The organism is Archangium violaceum (genome assembly GCF_016859125.1).
Taxonomy (GTDB): Bacteria; Myxococcota; Myxococcia; order Myxococcales; family Myxococcaceae; genus Archangium; species Archangium violaceum_A.
Map to the genome: position 1 here is coordinate 12457108 of NZ_CP069338.1, position 15605 is coordinate 12472712.

General features: G+C 70.2%; 16 protein-coding genes. 6 read left to right on the plus strand and 10 right to left on the minus strand.

Annotated features, from left to right (window positions below):
• Positions 1 to 95: 95 nt before the first annotated feature.
• Both JQX13_RS52630 and JQX13_RS52635 read left to right on the plus strand, forming a co-directional pair.
• On the plus strand, positions 96 to 2360 hold the full coding sequence (locus JQX13_RS52630; protein WP_203406882.1) for a DUF4139 domain-containing protein: 2265 nt from the start codon (positions 96 to 98) through the stop codon (positions 2358 to 2360).
• A complete protein-coding gene (locus JQX13_RS52635) occupies positions 2360 to 3913 on the plus strand; it encodes a DUF4139 domain-containing protein (protein ID WP_203406883.1) in 1554 nt (517 codons plus the stop codon). Before JQX13_RS52630 ends, JQX13_RS52635 begins: the two co-directional genes overlap by 1 nt.
• Before the next feature lie 109 nt (positions 3914 to 4022).
• Here the strand turns inward: JQX13_RS52635 and JQX13_RS52640 are convergent, their stop codons facing one another.
• From JQX13_RS52640 to JQX13_RS52670, 7 genes are all read right to left on the minus strand, one after another.
• Entirely contained in the window at positions 4023 to 4883 is an 861-nt protein-coding gene (locus JQX13_RS52640; RefSeq protein ID WP_430384239.1) for a MaoC family dehydratase, read from the minus strand.
• A gap of 83 nt (positions 4884 to 4966) precedes the next feature.
• On the minus strand, positions 4967 to 6028 hold the full coding sequence (locus JQX13_RS52645) for a zinc-binding dehydrogenase (RefSeq protein WP_203406885.1): 1062 nt from the start codon (positions 6026 to 6028) through the stop codon (positions 4967 to 4969).
• A gap of 131 nt (positions 6029 to 6159) precedes the next feature.
• Positions 6160 to 7413 carry a hydroxymethylglutaryl-CoA synthase family protein gene (locus JQX13_RS52650; protein WP_203406886.1) on the minus strand — a complete coding sequence of 418 codons (1254 nt, stop codon included), beginning with the start codon at positions 7411 to 7413 and terminating at the stop codon, positions 6160 to 6162.
• A gap of 24 nt (positions 7414 to 7437) precedes the next feature.
• Positions 7438 to 8478: an alcohol dehydrogenase catalytic domain-containing protein gene (locus JQX13_RS52655; protein ID WP_203406887.1), complete on the minus strand. Its 1041-nt coding sequence runs from the start codon at positions 8476 to 8478 to the stop codon at positions 7438 to 7440.
• A gap of 30 nt (positions 8479 to 8508) precedes the next feature.
• The gene (locus JQX13_RS52660) at positions 8509 to 9249 is read right to left on the minus strand and encodes a CoA-transferase subunit beta (protein ID WP_203406888.1); all 741 of its coding nucleotides are present in this window, start codon (positions 9247 to 9249) and stop codon (positions 8509 to 8511) included.
• Positions 9246 to 10049 (minus strand): CoA transferase subunit A, encoded by an 804-nt coding sequence (locus tag JQX13_RS52665; RefSeq protein WP_203406889.1) that lies wholly within the window; start codon positions 10047 to 10049, stop codon positions 9246 to 9248. The genes JQX13_RS52660 and JQX13_RS52665 overlap by 4 nt, the downstream gene beginning before the upstream one ends.
• Entirely contained in the window at positions 10046 to 10717 is a 672-nt protein-coding gene (locus JQX13_RS52670) for a TetR/AcrR family transcriptional regulator (RefSeq protein WP_203406890.1), read from the minus strand. Before JQX13_RS52670 ends, JQX13_RS52665 begins: the two co-directional genes overlap by 4 nt.
• A 240-nt stretch (positions 10718 to 10957) precedes the next feature.
• On the opposite strand from JQX13_RS52670, the gene JQX13_RS52675 reads away from it, so the two are divergent.
• Positions 10958 to 11302 carry a hypothetical protein gene (locus JQX13_RS52675; RefSeq protein ID WP_203406891.1) on the plus strand — a complete coding sequence of 115 codons (345 nt, stop codon included), beginning with the start codon at positions 10958 to 10960 and terminating at the stop codon, positions 11300 to 11302.
• Positions 11303 to 11331: 29 nt separating this feature from the next.
• Here the strand turns inward: JQX13_RS52675 and moaC are convergent, their stop codons facing one another.
• Genes moaC through trxB form a run of 3 tightly spaced genes read right to left on the minus strand, consistent with a single transcriptional unit; the run spans position 11332 to position 14023 of the window.
• The gene (gene moaC, locus JQX13_RS52680; RefSeq protein ID WP_203406892.1) at positions 11332 to 11841 is read right to left on the minus strand and encodes a cyclic pyranopterin monophosphate synthase MoaC; all 510 of its coding nucleotides are present in this window, start codon (positions 11839 to 11841) and stop codon (positions 11332 to 11334) included.
• A complete protein-coding gene (locus JQX13_RS52685) occupies positions 11838 to 13025 on the minus strand; it encodes a trans-sulfuration enzyme family protein (protein WP_203406893.1) in 1188 nt (395 codons plus the stop codon). Before JQX13_RS52685 ends, moaC begins: the two co-directional genes overlap by 4 nt.
• 38 nt (positions 13026 to 13063) lie before the next feature.
• The gene (trxB, locus tag JQX13_RS52690; protein WP_203406894.1) at positions 13064 to 14023 is read right to left on the minus strand and encodes a thioredoxin-disulfide reductase; all 960 of its coding nucleotides are present in this window, start codon (positions 14021 to 14023) and stop codon (positions 13064 to 13066) included.
• 81 nt (positions 14024 to 14104) lie between these two features.
• Between trxB and JQX13_RS52695 the strand changes: the two genes are divergently transcribed.
• From JQX13_RS52695 to JQX13_RS52705, 3 genes are all read left to right on the plus strand, one after another.
• On the plus strand, positions 14105 to 14563 hold the full coding sequence (locus tag JQX13_RS52695; RefSeq protein ID WP_203406895.1) for a cyclic nucleotide-binding domain-containing protein: 459 nt from the start codon (positions 14105 to 14107) through the stop codon (positions 14561 to 14563).
• Between the two features lie 269 nt (positions 14564 to 14832).
• Entirely contained in the window at positions 14833 to 15225 is a 393-nt protein-coding gene (locus tag JQX13_RS55195; RefSeq protein WP_239014406.1) for a GAF domain-containing protein, read from the plus strand.
• A complete protein-coding gene (locus JQX13_RS52705; protein ID WP_203406896.1) occupies positions 15222 to 15599 on the plus strand; it encodes a response regulator in 378 nt (125 codons plus the stop codon). The genes JQX13_RS55195 and JQX13_RS52705 overlap by 4 nt, the downstream gene beginning before the upstream one ends.
• Positions 15600 to 15605 lie beyond the last annotated feature (6 nt).

Genomic DNA, 15605 nt, shown 5'->3' on the forward strand with positions numbered 1-15605 from the left:
CGAATGAGTCTTCCCCAGCACATGGAGGGGCTCGCAGTCCACCCCCCATCCCGGCTAGCCTCCCCTCCGCTGCTGTCTCGACCGAGGGGGCTTCGATGGTCGTCATACCTTCCACATTGGACGCGGTCACCGTTCATGCCGAGGGCGCGCTCTGCACACGCCTGGCCGCGGTGCCGTCCGACAACGGCCGACTTCCCAGACAGGTGCGCATCGAAGGCCTACCTCCAGGACTCCGCACCGGCTCGCTCCGGGCCTCCGTGCTGAAGGGCCCCCACACGCTCCGGGTACTGGACATCCGGCCCGTCTTCGACGTGCAACTGCCCCCGGAGACGGACATCCCCACCGCGCAGCGCGCCCTGGAAGAGGCCCAGGAGAAACTCTCGGGCATCGCCTCCGAGATGGAGCGCGTGCAGCGGGACATCGCGGCCCTCCAGAAGCTCAAGCCCGCCTTCCCTCCCTACAAGAAGGATGTGCTCCAGGAGCCTCGCGAGTCGGCCCTCACGGCCATCCTCTCGCTCGCGAGCTTCGTCGACTCCGAGCTCACCACCCTTCTGGCACGGCAGATCGAAGTGGAGCGCCAGCACCGCGACGCCATGGAAGAGGTGGAGCTGCGCCGACGCCGGATGGAAGAGGGTTCGTCCGCGATGCGCGGTCAGCGCGCTCAGCTCTACCGGGCGGCCATCCTCACGCTCTCGGAGGTGGACGGGACTCACGAGGGCGCACAGCTCGCGCTCGAGTACGCGGTGCACGGAGCCCGCTGGGTGCCAGGATACGACCTGCGGCTGCCTCGGACGCTCGACGGAGGCACGCTGCGCATGCGCGCCTCCATCATCCAGCGCTCCGGTGAGGACTGGAGCAACGTGCGGGTGTCCCTGTCCACCGCCCAGTTGGAGCGGCGCGCCGATGTGCCGGAGCTGAAGGCCCTTCGCATCGGCCGGCGCCAGCCCCCCCCGGCCCGCTCGGGTTGGCGCGAGCCACCGCCCGGACTCGACGAGCTGTTCGCGGGCTACGACACCGTACGCCCCGCGAGTCCGCCGCGCCCCCAGGCCGGGTCCCCACCTCCCGAGCCCACTGCGCAACCGCAGGCCGTCATGGAGGAGCCCGCGCGCCCCTCACGGCCCTCACTCCCCGCCTTCGCCCCTCCGCCTCCGCCGCGCGCATCCCAGTCCATGCCCGCCCTGGCCGCGCCCGCCGCTCCCATGTCCGCGGCCAGGCCCACCGGCTCCTTCCGCTCCCCGGGAGGCGCTCCGCCCGTCCCTGCTCCAAGCGCGCCACCTCCAGCGTCCAAGAGGAGCGCGAACATGATGAGGAGTGGTGACCTCTCGACGTCCGGGGAGATGATGAGGAAGCCCTCCCCGAAGGAGGAGGCACCGGAGTCCGAAGCCATGGGCCTGGACGGTGCGATGTCGTTCGGCGAAGGCGGTGGTGGTGCTTACGGAAGCCAGCCGTCCGAGATGGCCGAGGCGCTGGAGCCGGCGAGCGACCTGCTCGACTACGGCAGCCTGGAGCTGGGCGCCGCGGACCAGCCCGCACAGCGCGGGCGCTTGCGGCCCCAGCCCAAGGGCATGCCCCGGGAGCAGCTCATGTTGATGGGCGTCCACGTGCGCGTGGATGTCCTGGCGCTCGTGGCCCAGTACGAGCGCACGGCGGACTCCGTGCGGCACGTGGCGCTCCCGGCCTGGTCCGTGCCCCCCCGCAGGTCCACGCCGCACTTCGACTACCGCTTCGACGTGGAGACGCGCGTCGATGTGCCCTCGGACGGTGTGTGGCACACCGTGCCCGTGTTCTCCGCGCCGGTGGGACTGAGTGCCAGGTACGTCTGCGTGCCCTCGATGGAGCCGCGCGCCTTCCGCACCGTGAGGGTGGAGAACCGTACACCGCACGCGCTGCTCGCGGGCCCCGTGGACATCACACTCGGCGACGAGTTCCTGATGACGTCGCCCCTGCCCACGCTCGCGCCCGGCGCCACGCAGCAGCTGGGCCTGGGCGTCGAGGAGTCCATCAAGGTGTCGCGCAACACGCGCTTCGACGAGGCCTCCGGCGGCGTGTTCGGCGGCTCCAACGTGCTCACCCACCACGTCTGCGTCGAGCTGGCCAACCGGACGCAGCAACGTGTCACCGTGGAGGTGCTGGAGCGCGTGCCGGCCGTGCCCTCGGCGGAGAAGGACATCAAGGTGGAGGAGTCCGAGGTGAAACCCGCCTGGAGCAAGCGCACGCTCCTGCCCGGCGAGATGCCCGTGGAGGGCGAGCGGGCCTGGATGGTGACGCTGCAGCCGGGTGAGACGCAGACGCTGAACGCGACGTGGGCCGTACGGATTCCCTCGAGCAAGATGCTCGTGGGCGGCAACCGGAGGACGTGATGAGTACCCCCATCCATCTGCCCGTCGTCAAGGTGACCGTCCTCGAGGACCGCGCGCTGGTGGAGCGCCGCGGAGACGTGGTGCTGCCCGCGGGGCCCCAGCGGCTGTGCGTGGAGGGGCTCTCGCCGCTCGCGGTGGACCGCTCGCTCCAGGCCCAGCTCACCGGAGGCACCGTGGCCCAGGCCCGCGTGAGCCGCGCGTGGAAGGAAAAGCCCCGCGAGGACGCGCGCGAACAGAAGACTGAGCTGCGCCGCCGCGTCGAGGAGCTCGAGACGGAGTTGAAGCGCGCGCAGGCGGACGCGCAGCGGCTGCAATCCCGCCAGGAGGTGGTGAATGTGGCACGCGAGGACGTGCTGCGCGCCATCGCCGAGCTCTCGGGCGTCGGCCGGGCGAAGCCGGAGTCCTGGCACGAGCAGCTGGAGACCGTACGCAAGGAGTCCGCCTCCACGGAGGAGGCCCTCCGGCGGGCGCGCAAGCACGTGGAGGCGACGTGGAAGCGGCTGGTGGAGGCCCGGGCGGTGCTCGCCCAGAGCGAGCAGCCGGAGCAACGGCTCGTCACCTCCGCGGAGCTGGACGCGAATCTCCCGCAAGGGGGAACCGTGTCGCTGCGCGTGACGTACCTGGTGCCCTGTGCCGTGTGGCGGCCGGCGTACCGCGCCACGCTCGCCCCGGCCGAGAACGGCGAGGCGGTGACGCTCGAATGCGAGGCCGTGGTGTGGCAGCGCACCGAGGAGGAGTGGAAGGACGTGGAGCTGCTGTTCTCCACGGCCCGCCCCACCCTGGGCGCCTCGCCACCCCGGCTCGTGGAGGACTGGCTGCGGCTGCGCGACAAGAGCGAGCAGGAGAAGCACTCGGTGGAGGTGTCCATCCGCGAGGAGGTCATCCAGACCCTCGGCGAGGGCGGTGCCACCCCGTCCGAGTCCATGCCGGGCCTGGACGACGGCGGCGAGGCGCTGACGCTGCGGGCCTCCCACCGCGTCACCGTGCCGAGCGATGGCGCGCCCCACCGCGTGCCGCTGTTCCAGTTCACCGCCCCGGCGACGTCCGAGCTCATCGGTCAGCCGGAGCACTCGCCGCTGGTGCACCGGGTGGCGCGCTTCGACAACCGGGGCCCGTCGGTGCTGCTGGCCGGCCCGGTGGACCTGGTCCGCTCGAGCGGCTACGTGGGCCGGGCCCAGCTCAAGTTCACGGGCCTGGGCGAGAAGCTCAAGCTGGGCTTCGGCAGCGAGGACACCCTCCGCATCGCGCGCCTGGTGGACTCGAAGCAGGACACCCAGCGCCTCACCGGCAGGCGGACCCAGACCCACCAGGTGAAGCTGTTCCTCTCCAACACCGGCACCCGCGCGGAGAAGGTGGTTCTCGAGGAGCGCATGCCCGTGTCCGAGGTCGAGGCCGTGGAGGTGAAGCTGCTCCAGGACCAGACGAAGCCCGCCCCCGCGAAGGTGAGCGAGGACGGCATCGTGCGCTTCGAACTGGGTGCCCCACCCCGCTCACAACAGGAGCTGGCCTTCGCCTACTCGGTGGCCAGTTCCTCCAAGGTGGCCGGGCTCTAATCCCCTTCGGGTAGGTCCGCGAAGGAGCGCCCCTGGGAACATGCGCCGACAACCGCGGCCATTTCCCCTCTCCCCTCGGGAGAGGGAGCCTGTCGCTTTCCTGAAGGGCTCAGGACTCCGCCTCCGCCCCGGGCAGCAGCCGGCCGATGACGTGCGGCTGGCCGTCCTCGGACTTCACGCGGTAGGCGACACCACCGCCGCCCAGCGCCGTCGTCTGGAACACCACGCGAGAGGGCAACAGCAGCGGACGGCGGAACTCCGAGGCGAGGGTGAGCGCGGGCGCCTCGGCCGCCTCGCCCATCTCCGCCACGCAGCGGCCCACCGTCCACATGCCGTGCGCGATGGCGCGCGGGAAACCGAAGGGAATGGCCGTGAGGGCGTTCAGGTGGATGGGGTTGTAGTCCCCGGAAGCACGCGCGTAGCGCCGGCCCGTGTCCTCCGACACCGACCAACGCGCGGGGCGGCTGTGGGCGAAGAGCACGTCCTCCTCCGTGGCGATGGACGTGGCCCCCGCGGGACGCTCCCCCCGCGCGCGCTTGTCCGTGCCACGCAGACGGCGCAGCATGGTGGTGACGGCGCTCCACACGAGCACCCCGTCCTGCTCCACGCGGGTGTGCAGGTCCACTTCACACCCCTGGCGGGCCTCGCGCTGGCCCTCCACCCATACGTGCACGGACAGCGAGGCGTCCTCCGTCAGCCGACGGTACTGACGGATGTGGTTGCGCACGTGGATCATGCCCAGCAGCCGATACGGAAACTCGGGGCGGTTGAGCAGCGAGAGGTGAAGCGGTGCGGCCAGTACCTGGGGATAGGTCAGCGGCAGGTGACCGTCCGCCGGGAAGTCGCACACCTCCCGGTAGCGTGCGAGTTGCCGCGGGTCCGGAGTGAGGTGGCGGACGCGTACCTCGAGACGGGGGACATCACTGGGGCGAGCGGAGCGGCGGGCCACGGCGGCGCGTAACAATTCCATCGCGAGCGGCGCGGGCTCGGAGAGCTCGAAGACATGCGAAGAGGCAGACACGGGCGTAGCTCCTGTAAGAAACCGGGTGGATCTCAGATTCCCGGGCGCAGGATCAGACGGATGGGATTCCCTTCCTTCTTGATGAGCCGCTCCACCCCCAGCGGGGCATCCCGCAGAGGAAGGACGTCCGAGATGGAGCCGGAGAAATCCAGACGACGGAAGCGGGAGAGGGACACCAACTGGTGCAGGTGCCGTGGGTAGGAGCCGTAATGGCCGCGCACCTGCTGCATGGCGTAGCAGAAGGGCACATCCAGGCCGAGCGACAGCGGGGCTCCCGCGAGCCCCACGAGCACCAGCCGGCCCATGGGCCCGAGCACCGACCGGGCCTGCTCCCGCACCTGCTGCACCCCCGCGAGATCGAGGGCGACATCGAGACCACGGCGGCCCGTCAGCGATTTGATCTGCTCGCGGAAATCCGGCTGCCGGGGATCCAACGCGGCGTCCGCGCCGAGCTTCAGCGCGCGCTCCCGCGCACCGGGCAGCGGATCAATGGCGATGATGGGGGCCGCACCGAAGGCCCGGCAGAGCTGCACCGCGTGCGCGCCGAGGCCACCCACTCCCCAGATACCCACCGCCTCGGCGGGCTTGAGCTGGGCCGTCTCCACGATGGCGGCGTATGGCGTGGACACCGCGTCGGGGAGGATGGCCGCCTGCTCCGAGGACAGCTCATCCGGGACGGCCACCAGCGTGTCGAAGCGCGCCAGCGCGTATTCCGCCCAACCGCCGTCGTAGTCCACGCCGCGGGTCAGTGGCTTGACGCACGGGCCGAGGCGGCCCACGCAGGACGGACACCCGCCGCAGCTCTGTCCCGCCTGCAACAACACTCGCATGCCCAACTGCCACAGGGGAGGCACCGCCGAGCCCAGCTTCTCGATCACCCCGGACACCTCGTGCCCCAGCGTGACCTTCGTGAGACCCTCGCGGGGCTCCAGGCGCAGCGTGCCGTCGATGATGTGGATGTCGGACAGGCAGATGCCCGCGGCGGCGACCTTGATGCGCACCTCATCCGGACCGGGCTCCGGAATGGCCACCGTCTCCATTCCAAACTTCCCCGTCGTGAGGTCGAAACGCCCTGCGAGCATCGTGGATGGCATGACTTCCTCCGTTCAAGTGCCTGACGCACCAACAGTGGCTGATAGGCCTATAAGCCCCATGCGACGCTGTCAACATGGGGCTCGGGTTTCCATCGAGCCATTGATGGGTTTACGGCACTTGGGCCGGATGCTCAGCCCGCGGCGTAGATGCGGCGGAAGTCGCGAATCTCCGCGAGGCGGAACTCGCCCGGCGCCGGGGTCAGCTGCTCCGGCGCGTCCGAGGCGAGCCGCATGATGCGCTCGTACTCCTCCACCGTGACGCGCTCCCGCTTCGCGAGCACCGACTCCACGTCCGCCTGGGCCATCCGCTGGGCGGCCTTCTCGCCCACCACGCCGGAGTAGAACTCCGCGGCGCAGCCACTGCCGTAGGACAGCAGGCCGATCCGCTTGCCGGCCAGCGCGGCGCCCTCGCCGTTCATCAGACCCGCGAGCGCCAGGTACAGCGAGGCGGTGTACACGTTGCCGATGCGGGCGTTGAGCCCCAGGGACGACGCCACCTGCGCATCGTAGCTGGCGGTGGACTTCGCGGCCTCCTCGCGCGCCGCCGGAGTGCTGGCCGCGGCGTTCGGCGCGTCCTCCAGGTCACACAGCCGCAGCTGCGTGTGGGCCTTGCGCGCCATCTTGCAGAAGGGCACGTGGTACAGGATGCGCGCGAGCTGCTCGCCCGGGAGCGAGTCGCCCCAACGTACCACCTCGTGTGCCAGCGCGCGCTCGCGCCAGCCGCGGTACGCACCCGACAGCGCATCCAGATAGCAGCTGATGGAGTAGTGCCCGTCCACCACCGCCTCCCGCCGGCCGAGCGGCCGCCAGAAGTCGTACACGTCCATGGTGCAGACACCGTTCAGCCCGATGTCGAGCGCGAGCAGATCCGGCTGCTCCGACACGAGCAGGGCCACCGCTCCGCCACCCTGGGTGGGCTCGCCCGCGGTGTTGAGTCCATAGCGCGCGATGTCCGAGCACACGACGATGGCCGAGCGGCCCGCGCCCGCGCCGGAGGCGATCCACTCCACGGCCGCCATCAACCCCGCGGTGCCGCCGTAGCACGCGTGTTGCGTGTCGTAGGTGCGCATCGTCTTGGGCAGCTTCAGCAGACCCTGGACGTGCGAGGCCACGGGCTTCGAGTGGTCCACGCCCGTCTCGGTACCCACCACCAGCATGCCCACGCGCGAGGTGTCCACCCCGTTGCTCTGGATGAGCCGCGCCGCGGCCGTCGCGGCGAGCGAGACGGAGTCCTCACCCGGATCCGCCACCGCCATCTCCTTCGCGCCCAGGCCCGACGTGTACTTGGCGGGATCCACGCCGCGCGCCCGGGCGAGGTCCTCGATGTCCACATAGCGGCGGGGCACCGCGATGGCCAGCGCTTCGATTCCAACCTGCTTCTTCATAGAATTGCTCCTCGCGCGGTGCGCTTACTGCAGCTCGGGGGGAACCAACACCAACCGGCCCGCGATCTCGCGGTTCTCCAGACGGAAGTGCGCCCGTCCGGCATCGGCCAGAGGGACTTCCTCCGACACGAAGGGACGGATCTTCCCATCGGCCGTCAGCCGGAGCGACTCGTCCAGCTCGTCACGCGTGGTGGCGTAGGCCCCGAGGATCTCCAGCTCCTTGACGATGACCAGGCCCGGGTTGAGGTCCACCTTGCCCGACTCCAGGTTGCCCACCACCACCACCCGGCCGCCCGGCGCCATCGCCTTCAGCGTCTGGCCGAAGGTGGCGCTGCCGACGATCTCGATGGCCACGTTGACGCCCTCGCCACCCGTGCGCTTGCGCGCCTCGGCGGCGAAGTCCAGCCCGCGCGAGACGATGACCTCGTCCGCCCCCGCCTCACGCAGGGCCTGCACCTTCGCCTCACCGGACGTCACCGCGATGACGCGCGCTCCGTCCAGCTTCGCCAGCTGCACCGCCGCGAGCCCCACGCCACCGCTGGCCCCGGTGATGAGCACCGACTCGCCATCCCGCACGCGTCCGCGCGTCCTCACCGTGTGGACGGCGGTGCCCAGCGTGCAGCACACCGTGGCCGCCACCGGCCAGGGCAGGTTCGCCGGCACCCGGCCCAGCCCCGCCACCGGCGCCGTCATGTACTGCGCGTAGCCGCCGGAGATCTCCTCTCCGAAGAAGCGGTTGTCCTTCTTGCACAGGCTGTTGCGGCCGCTCTTGCACAGGGCGCACTCGCCGCACGAGAGCCGCTGCAGCGTGGCCACGCGGTCTCCCACCTTCCATCCCGGCGTGTCCGGACCCACCTCCACCACCTCGCCAGCGGCCTCGTGGCCGAGGATGGCGGGCACGTGGGTACGCGGCAGGTTTCCCCGGCGGTTGATGACGTCGTGGTAGCAGACGCCGCAAGCGTGGACGCGAATGAGCACCTCGCCGCGACCCGGACGGGGATCGGGCACGGACTCCATCTTCAGGTTGCTCGCTTCACCAAACTGACGCAGAACGACAGCCTTCATCCGGGTACTCCTGACAGGAAAGACGGTGGCTCACGCCCCCACGAGCTGGTCGCGGAGGCAGCGGGAATCGATCGTCCGGATCGCCGACACGGTGCGTGCATCCGGAAGCGAGGTGACGGGCAGCGCCTCGTCCGCGTGGAACGAGAAGCCGGTGCGCTCGCGAATGGCGTCGAGCGAGGCCCAGGGGTGACGCGAGAGGAGCCGGGCTCCACCCGCCCCGAGCTCGAAGACACCGAGGTCGGAGATGAGCTTGACCGGACGGCGATCATCCCGCGTGGTCACCACCTGCACCTCGGGCACGAGGTTGCGGCGCGACTGGCGAGGCACCACCAGCACCGGCCGACGCACCCACTGCCGCAGCGTGGCCGCACCCGCCACACCGGGGAACTTGGTGCGCGGACGCTCCAGGCTCCCCGAGGCCGTCATGTTCGTCTGTCCCCGGGCATCCACCTCGGCGGCGCCGAAGAAGACGGTGTCCACCCTGCCCCGCCGGGCATGGTCGAAGAGGTCCGGAATGGTGACCTCCGCCGAGCGCCCCTCCAGGTAGCCGAGGTCCTCGGACGAGGGGAGCAACGAGGGCAGGTCCGGATCCAACGAGCCGACACACGCCAGGTACGTCAGCGAGGGCGCGTGCGTGGCCCGGGCCACGGCGATGGCGAGGATGGCCAGCGGCGAGGCGACCCCGGTGGCCACCACGCCCCCATCGTCGATCTCCTGGGCGAGCAGCGAGACCACGACCTCCGCGGGCGTCACGGACGATTCCACGTTCATGCCGCGCTCCGGGTCCGCCGCAGCAGGGAGTCGAGGAACTCCGCCTCGCGCCCGGCCTCGGCCAGCGAGAGGTAGTCCGCGAGCATCGCGTCGTCATGCGGGTACAGCCCGACGCAACCGGTGGGCAGCGCCCCACCGCGCGAGAGCGCGACGCGCTCCACCTGGAAGCCGGGGATCGTCACCCGGGGGAGCCGGGTCACACGCTCCTCGGCCGTCGCCAACACCCGGCGAGCGGCGCCCGCCACCAGCAGATCCGTCGTGGGGTCCTCGATGTAGAGGTTGCCCCGCTCGTCCGCCGCGCGCGCGTGGATGAGCGCCACGTCCGGATAGACGGCCGGCTCGACCGGCACCCGCTTCCCCGTGAAGGGATCCACCACCACCTGGAGCGGCTCGGCATCGGCCAGCTCGGACACGTCCGCGTCGGGCGCCGGAATGAAGGGCAGCCCCATGGACGCCGCGCGCAGCCGCTGCACCACGCGGTACCCGTCATGCTCGCGCCAGACGATGCTCCCCTGCTCGATGGCCCGCTTGAGGCAGGGCATGGGACGCACCCGGCCCTCCAGGTTCAGCGCGCCGAAGGGCAGCTCCACCCGCGACAGACAGCCCCCGGCCACCAGGAACTCGGCGGGCAGCGGGTTGGGCAGCGAGATGAGCTGGAGGTTCTTGCGGCCCTGGGCGATCAGCTCCAGCACCAACGCCATGGGCGCGCGGCCCAGCATGAAGCCCCCGGTGGCCAGCGAGGCCCCGTCGGGGATGGACGCCACCAGCTCCGATACCGAGCCCCAGCGACCGGACTTCATGACTCCCCTCCCGCCACCTTGGGAGGAACGATGGACAACACGGGAGAACCCGTCGCGCCCGCGGCGGCCACCACCGGAGACACCAGACCGGTGAAGAGCAGATCCACCATCTCGTTGGCGACCTGCTCGGCCGACAGCCGCCCGTCGGGCTGGAACCACTTGTAGATCCACAGCACCATGCCGAGGAACGAGAACGCGGCCACCGTGGGCTGCACGGGGCGGATGCGCTCCATGCGCACGGCCTCGGAGAACGCGTCCTCGAGGAACCGGACGTAGTTCTTCTTGCGGCTGTCGATGAAGGCCCGGGCCTCGCCGGTGAGCGTGGCGTGCTCGTGGAGGATGATGATGACCTCCTTGCTGCACCCGCCCGTCACCAGGTGGATGTTGAGCCGCATGCACTCGCGCAGCCGCTCGACGGGATCCGGGAAGTCGCGCACCTTGTCGAGCACCTGCTGCTCGAAGGCGTCCATCCCGTAGCTCATGATGTCGAAGAGCAGCTGCTCCTTGTTCTGCACGTGGTGGTAGAGCCCCGCCTTCGTCATCCGGCACGCGGCGGCGATCTCCTGCATCGAGGTGCCCTCGTAGCCGCGCTCGCAGATGAGGCGCGCCGCCGTCTCCAGGATCGTCCGGTAGCGCTCGCCGTCATCCTGCCTCCGACCCGAATGCATCGCGTGTCTCCTCCTTGGGGGGCAGCCCGATGATTCCCGGCTGACCTACCGACCGGTCGGTAAATGCCCGGAACCAACACAAGGCGTCAAGGGCAAAGCTTCAGAAGGCACACAACCCGAGTTATTTCAAGGGTTTGCGGTTGCACGCCGCCCCCCCGGACAGGGGGGGCGGGGCTCGCTGCACAGAAAGCACCTACATGGCCACTTTCGTGACGCCATGAACCTGGCAGGAGGTGGAACGTGGTCCTCACCCTGAAGACACGACTCATGCTGGCTGGCGCCGTGGTTGGCGCCTCGATGCTGACGCTGGCGGTCGCCAATGCGCAGTTCGACCCCACCACTGGCGCCCCCACCACCACACCGGGCGTCCCCCAGACGACGCCGGGGATCTCCCCTCCCCCTGGGAGCGTCCCCACCACGCAGCCGTCTCCCTATGACACCGGAATGGACGCCGGCACCGGAGGATCCGGCGCGATGCCAACCTTCCCCTCGCCCTTCGGCTCGACGGACGCGGGGTTCGGCGGCTCCGGGCTCATGCCACCCCCATCGTACGGAACGGATTCGCAGGACGCGGGGTTCCGGTAGCGGTGGGCGGGCGCGGTGAGCGCGCGAAACTAACGCCGGGCCGGACGAGCGGTCTTGCGCCGGGAGCGGGTCGCCGGCCGTTTCCCGGCCGGCTTCCCGGCCTCGCTCGCGCGGTCCCACGTGCCGGAGCGGCCGCCGGACTTGTGGTCCAGCTGCACGTTCTCCATCACCATGCCCCGGTCCACGCTCTTGCACATGTCGTAGACCGTGAGGGCCGACGCGCACGCCGCGGTGAGCGCCTCCATCTCCACGCCCGTGCGGTCCACCGTCCGCACCGTCACGCGGATCTCCAGTGCGTCCTCCAGCGGCTGGAGATGCACCTCCACCCCGGACAGCGCGATGGGGTGGCACAGCGGGACGATGTCCGGCGTGCGCTTGGCCGCCATCACGCCCGCGAGGCGAGCGGCGGCCAACACGTCCCCCTTCTCCACCTTCCCCTGGAGGATGCGCTCGAGCGTCGCCGGGAGCATGCGCAGCCGAGCGGTGGCCACCGCCACGCGCTCGGTCTTCTCCTTCCCTCCCACGTCCACCATCTTCACCGCTTCATCGCCTCCGACACCGCGGCGAGCAGATCGTCCGCGATGTCATCCGGGTCTTCCAGGCCCACCGAGACGCGGATGAGGCTCTCGCCGATGCCGGCGGCCTGCCGCTCCTCGGGCGTCATGCGGCGCGCGCTGGCGCTGGCCGCGTGCATCACCAGCGTGCACACGTCTCCGAGCGACGGCGCCGCCCGCGCCAGCTTCACCTTCTCCAGGAAGCGGAAGCAGTCCGGCCGGCTCGCGTCCTTGATGTCGAAGGCCACCATGCCGCCGAAGCCGCCCTCCAGCACCTGCTCCGCCACCGCGTGGTCCGGGTGCTCCGGCAGGCCCGGGTAGTGGACGCGCGCGACGAGCGGTGACTCGGAGAGCCGCTTCGCCACGTGCAGGGCGTGCTCGCAGTGGGCCTTCATGCGCACCGGCAACGTGCGCACCCCGCGCAGCGTGAGCCACGCCTCGAAGGGCCCCAGCACGTCACCACCGAGCAGACGCGCGGCCCGCAGCGCCGCCATCTTCTCGCGGCTGCCGCTCACCGTGCCGCCCAGCGCGTCGCTGTGCCCGTTGAGCCACTTCGTCGTGGACTGGATGGCGTAGTCCGCCCCCAGCTCGCACGCGCGCTGCCCGTACGGCGAGGGGAAGGTGGCATCCACCGCGAGCGCCGCGCCCACCTCCCGGCACGCCCGTGACAGCGCCCGGATGTCCGGCACGCGCAGCAGCGGGTTGGTGACGCTCTCGGCCATGACCAGCTTGGGACGCAGCGCGACGATGCGCTCGGGCGCCGAGGCGTCCGAGAGGATGAGCGCCTCGATGCGCGCCCCGATCCGCGCGGCCAGGTTCTTGAAGAGCGACCGGGTGACGCCGTAGCCGTCCGCCGGCATCACCACCACGTCGCCCTGTTTGAGATTCAGCACGTCGAAGACGGCCCGGAGCGCGGCCATACCGCTCGCGTAGGCCACGCAGGCCTCCGCGCCCTCCAGCGCCGCCACCGCCTCCTCGAGCAGCGCGGCATTGGGCGCCGCGATGCGCGAGTAGACGTAGTCCTTGCCATCCAGCGCCGCGTCCAGCTCGTCGCTGTTGTCGAAGAAGCTCACCGCCGACACGTGGATGGGCGGCACCACCGGCTGGGACCTGCTGCCCGTCAGTTGCGCGCCCGCGTGTACCGCCACCGTCTTCCGCTTCGTGCTCATGGTGTGTCCAGGGTCTCCAAGAACCTGTGCCGGGGGGCCTACTCGCCGTGCTCGATGAGCCAGCGCTCGGCGTCGATGGCCGCCATGCAGCCCGTGCCCGCCGCGGTGATGGCCTGCCTGTAGTAGCTGTCCTGCACGTCGCCGCAGGCGAACACGCCCTCGATGTTGGTGCGGGTGCTGCCCGGCACCGTCTTCAGGTAGCCACCCTGGTGCGTCTCCAGCACGCCCTGGAACAGGGCCGTGTTGGGCGTGTGGCCGATGGCCACGAACAGGCCCGTGGCCGCCACCAGCCGGGTGTCGTTCGTCTTCAGGTTGCGCACCACCGCGCCCGTCATGCCCTTCTGGTCACCCACCACCTCGTCGATGGCGCTGTCCCACAGGAAGGAGATCTTCGGGTTCTTCAGGGCCCGCTCCTGCATCACCTTCGAGGCGCGCAGAGAGTCGCGCCGGTGCACCACGGTGACGCTCTTGACGATCTTCGCCAGGTAGGTGGCCTCCTCCATGGCGGTATCACCGCCACCCACCACCAGCACGTCCTGGTTCTTGAAGAAGGCGCCGTCGCACGTGGCGCAGGCGGACACGCCGCGGTTCTTGAACTGGTCCTCGCCCTTCACGCCCAGCCACTTCGCGCTCGCCCCCGTGGCGATGATGATCGTCTCCGAGTAGCAGCTCACGCTCTCGCCCTGGATGAAGAAGGGGCGCTTGGAGAGGTCCAACTTCACCACGTTCTCCATGTGGATGACGGTACCGAAGCGCTCGGCCTGCTTCTGGAAGCGCTCCATCAGCTCCGGACCGGTCACCGCCTCGGGGAAGCCGGGGTAGTTCTCCACGTCGGTGGTGACCATGAGCTGGCCGCCGGGCACGCGCTGCGGGTCATCCAGCGTGGGACCGCCGGAGAACATGACCGGCTCCAGGTTGGCACGCGCGGCGTAGATGGCCGCGGTGTAACCCGCGGGCCCCGAGCCGATGATGGTCACCTTGTTGATCTTCTCCGCCACGGGTCGTCACTCCTCTGTAATCTCGAATGTGGGGTGTCACCGTACCAGAGCCCCTCGGGTCGTGGTACGAACTGGCGCCACATGGATGCCTCGATCCTCAAGAAGGTTGCGCTCTTCGAGGGACTCACCCAGAGTCAGCTCCACCGGGTGGCGTCAATCGCCCGTCCCCGGGGCTACGAGGCGGGCGCCTGCCTGTTCCATGAGGGAGATACCGGCCAGGAAATGTTCATCATCCTGGAAGGCAAGGTGCGCATCTCCCAGCAGGTGCCCGGCATGGGCGAGGAAGCGCTCGCCATCCTGGAAAAGGGCCAATATTTCGGGGAAATGTCCGTCATCGAGGACATTCCCCGCTCGGCCGATGCCTTCGCCCACACCGCGTGTACCCTGTGGGTCATCGAACGCGAGCAACTGGATCACCTGATGTTCACGGACAAGGACCTGGCCTATGTGCTGCTGTGGTCCTTCGTGCGCACCCTGTCGGTGCGTCTGCGCGAGACGAACGCGAGGATGAAGACCTTCCTCGCGCTGTCGCGGTTCTGACGGGCGGGCACCCCCACCCGGGCCCGAGCCCCTCCCCGCTCGGCGGCATGGGGGCCCGCCGGGGTGACCCGTGCCCGCCTGGGAGACCTCGCCAATACCGGCTCGGATGCGCTAGCACTCGGCGTCCGCCCGCCTCCGTTCGAGCCCCTCATGATTCCGCCCCCCTGCCGCCGGATGAGCCACGGCGTCTCCAGGCCCTCCGGAGTCTGGGCCTGCTGGACACCCCAGCCGAGGAGCGCTTCGACCGCATCGTCCGGATGGCCGCGCGGATGTTCCACGTCCCCATCACCCTGGTGACGCTGGTGGACGAGTCGCGGCAGTGGTTCAAGGCGCGGCTCGGCCTGGACGCCTCCTCCACCGCGCGCGGCATCTCCTTCTGCGGTCACGCCATCCTCACCCCGCATACCTTCGTGGTGCCGGACGCGCTCGAGGACCGGCGCTTCGCCGACAACCCGCTCGTCACCGGCGAGCCCCACGTGCGCCTCTACGCGGGCCAGCCCCACCACGCCCTCGACGGCAGTCCCGTGGGGACGCCCTGCCTGCTCGATCGCCGGGCACGCGACTTCAGCGCCGAGGAGCGCCAGCTGCTCGCGGACCTGGCCTCATGGGTGGAGCTGCCCGAGTGCCCCGCAGTCCCCTCGCCGGCTCAGGAGGACCCATGACGATTCGCAAGGTGCTGCTCGTGGATGATGAGGACGACATCCGGACCATCGGCCATCTGAGCCTCAGCCGCGTGGGAGGCTGGCAGACGGTGCTCGCCGCGTCGGGAGCCGAGGCCCTCACCAAGGCCGCCACCGAGCAGCCGGACCTCATCCTCCTGGACGTGATGATGCCGGGCATGGACGGGCCCACCACGCTCGGGCAGCTGCGCGCCCAGGAGTCCACCGCGAAGACGCCCGTCATCTTCATGACGGCGAATATCCAGAAGCAGGAGGTGGCACGCTACCTGGAGCTGGGCGCCGTGGGCGTCATCGGCAAGCCGTTCGATCCCATGACCCTGCCCGCCGAAATCAAGCGGCTGCTGCCGCCCACCTGAGGACGC